Below are 3,247 nucleotides of genomic sequence, written 5' to 3'. Positions count from 1 at the left end.
AACACAGTGGACGCGAGCAACTGAGGACAAGCCCTCGGCCTATTAGTACCAGTCAGCTCCACCCGTTACCGGGCTTCCACATCTGGCCTATCAACCCAGTCGTCTACTGGGAGCCTTAACCACTCAAGGTGGTGGGAATACTCATCTCGAAGCAGGCTTCCCGCTTAGATGCTTTCAGCGGTTATCCTTTCCGAACGTAGCCAACCAGCCATGCCCTTGGCAGGACAACTGGCACACCAGAGGTTCGTCCGTCCCGGTCCTCTCGTACTAGGGACAGCCCTTCTCAATATTCCTACGCGCACAGCGGATAGGGACCGAACTGTCTCACGACGTTCTAAACCCAGCTCGCGTACCGCTTTAATGGGCGAACAGCCCAACCCTTGGGACCGACTCCAGCCCCAGGATGCGACGAGCCGACATCGAGGTGCCAAACCATCCCGTCGATATGGACTCTTGGGGAAGATCAGCCTGTTATCCCCGGGGTACCTTTTATCCGTTGAGCGACAGCGCTTCCACAAGCCACTGCCGGATCACTAGTCCCGACTTTCGTCCCTGCTCGACCCGTCGGTCTCACAGTCAAGCTCCCTTGTGCACTTACACTCAACACCTGATTGCCAACCAGGCTGAGGGAACCTTTGGGCGCCTCCGTTACTCTTTAGGAGGCAACCGCCCCAGTTAAACTACCCATCAGACACTGTCCCTGATCCGGATCACGGACCCAGGTTAGACATCCAGCACGACCAGAGTGGTATTTCAACGACGACTCCACAACCACTGGCGTGGCCGCTTCAAAGTCTCCCACCTATCCTACACAAGCCGAACCGAACACCAATATCAAACTATAGTAAAGGTCCCGGGGTCTTTCCGTCCTGCTGCGCGAAACGAGCATCTTTACTCGTAGTGCAATTTCACCGGGCCTATGGTTGAGACAGTCGAGAAGTCGTTACGCCATTCGTGCAGGTCGGAACTTACCCGACAAGGAATTTCGCTACCTTAGGATGGTTATAGTTACCACCGCCGTTTACTGGCGCTTAAGTTCTCAGCTTCGCACACCCGAAAGTGCACTAACCGGTCCCCTTAACGTTCCAGCACCGGGCAGGCGTCAGTCCGTATACATCGCCTTACGGCTTCGCACGGACCTGTGTTTTTAGTAAACAGTCGCTTCTCGCTGGTCTCTGCGGCCACCCCCAGCTCACCGAGTAAATCGGATCACCAGTGATGGCCCCCCTTCTCCCGAAGTTACGGGGGCATTTTGCCGAGTTCCTTAACCATAGTTCACCCGAACGCCTCGGTATTCTCTACCTGACTACCTGAGTCGGTTTAGGGTACGGGCCGCCATGAAACTCGCTAGAGGCTTTTCTCGACAGCATAGGATCATCCACTTCACCACAATCGGCTCGGCATCAGGTCTCAGCCTTAACGTGTGACGGATTTACCTACCACACGGCCTACACCCTTACCCCGGGAACTACCATCGCCCGGGCTGGACTACCTTCCTGCGTCACCCCATCGCTTACCTAATACAAGTCTGGTTCATCGGCTCCACCACTACCCTCAACTCCGAAGAGATCAGGCCGGCTTCACGGACTTAGCATCGCCTGATTCAGTACTGGGCGTTTCAAAGCGGGTACCGGAATATCAACCGGTTGTCCATCGACTACGCCTGTCGGCCTCGCCTTAGGTCCCGACTTACCCTGGGCAGATCAGCTTGACCCAGGAACCCTTAGTCAATCGGCGCACACGTTTCTCACGTGTGTATCGCTACTCATGCCTGCATTCTCACTCGTGAACCGTCCACAACTCGCTTCCGCGGCTGCTTCACTCGGCACACGACGCTCCCCTACCCATCCATACTCCCGTTGGGGATATGTGTATGAATGACACGACTTCGGCGGTACGCTTGAGCCCCGCTACATTGTCGGCGCGGAATCACTTGACCAGTGAGCTATTACGCACTCTTTCAAGGGTGGCTGCTTCTAAGCCAACCTCCTGGTTGTCTCTGCGACTCCACATCCTTTCCCACTTAGCGTACGCTTAGGGGCCTTAGTCGATGCTCTGGGCTGTTTCCCTCTCGACCATGGAGCTTATCCCCCACAGTCTCACTGCCGTGCTCTCACTTACCGGCATTCGGAGTTTGGCTAAGGTCAGTAACCCGGTAGGGCCCATCGCCTATCCAGTGCTCTACCTCCGGCAAGAAACACACGACGCTGCACCTAAATGCATTTCGGGGAGAACCAGCTATCACGGAGTTTGATTGGCCTTTCACCCCTAACCACAGGTCATCCCCCAGGTTTTCAACCCTGGTGGGTTCGGTCCTCCACGAAGTCTTACCTCCGCTTCAACCTGCCCATGGCTAGATCACTCCGCTTCGGGTCTAGAGCGTGCAACTCAATCGCCCTATTCGGACTCGCTTTCGCTACGGCTTCCCCACACGGGTTAACCTCGCTACACACCGCTAACTCGCAGGCTCATTCTTCAAAAGGCACGCAGTCACGACTGCATGTGCAAGCACATACAGCGACGCTCCCACGGCTTGTAGGCACACGGTTTCAGGTACTATTTCACTCCGCTCCCGCGGTACTTTTCACCATTCCCTCACGGTACTATCCGCTATCGGTCACCAGGGAATATTTAGGCTTAGCGGGTGGTCCCGCCAGATTCACACGGGATTTCTCGGGCCCCGTGCTACTTGGGTGTCTCTCAAACGAGCCGTTGATGTTTCAGCTACGGGGGTCTTACCCTCTACGCCGGACCTTTCGCATGTCCTTCGCCTACATCAACGGTTTCTGACTCGCCTCACAGCCGGCAGACTGTGAAAAAGAGATCCCACAACCCCGTATGCGCAACCCCTGCCGGGTATCACACGCATACGGTTTGGCCTGATCCAGTTTCGCTCGCCACTACTCCCGGAATCACGGTTGTTTTCTCTTCCTGAGGGTACTGAGATGTTTCACTTCCCCTCGTTCCCTCCACACTGCCTATGTGTTCAGCAGCGGGTGACAGCCCATGACGGCTGCCGGGTTTCCCCATTCGGAAACCCCCGGATCAAAGCTTGGTTGACAGCTCCCCGGGGACTATCGTGGCCTCCCACGTCCTTCATCGGTTCCTGGTGCCAAGGCATCCACCGTGCGCCCTTAAAAACTTGGCCACAGATGCTCGCGTCCACTGTGCAGTTCTCAAACAACGACCAGCCACCCATCACCCCACCCTTACAGGCGAGTTCACTGGGGCCGGCAACCAAAGGGAC

At 56.2% G+C, this 3,247-nt stretch carries 1 rRNA gene; it reads right to left on the bottom strand.

Annotated features, from left to right (window positions below):
• Positions 1 to 22: 22 nt before the first annotated feature.
• Positions 23 to 3,148, bottom strand: a 23S ribosomal RNA gene (locus ACIREO_RS39665).
• Positions 3,149 to 3,247: the final 99 nt, after the last annotated feature.

The organism is Streptomyces sp. NPDC102441, assembly GCF_044765585.1.
In the GTDB taxonomy this organism is placed as follows: domain Bacteria; phylum Actinomycetota; class Actinomycetes; order Streptomycetales; family Streptomycetaceae; genus Streptomyces.
This window is presented reverse-complemented; position numbering and strand designations above follow the sequence as displayed.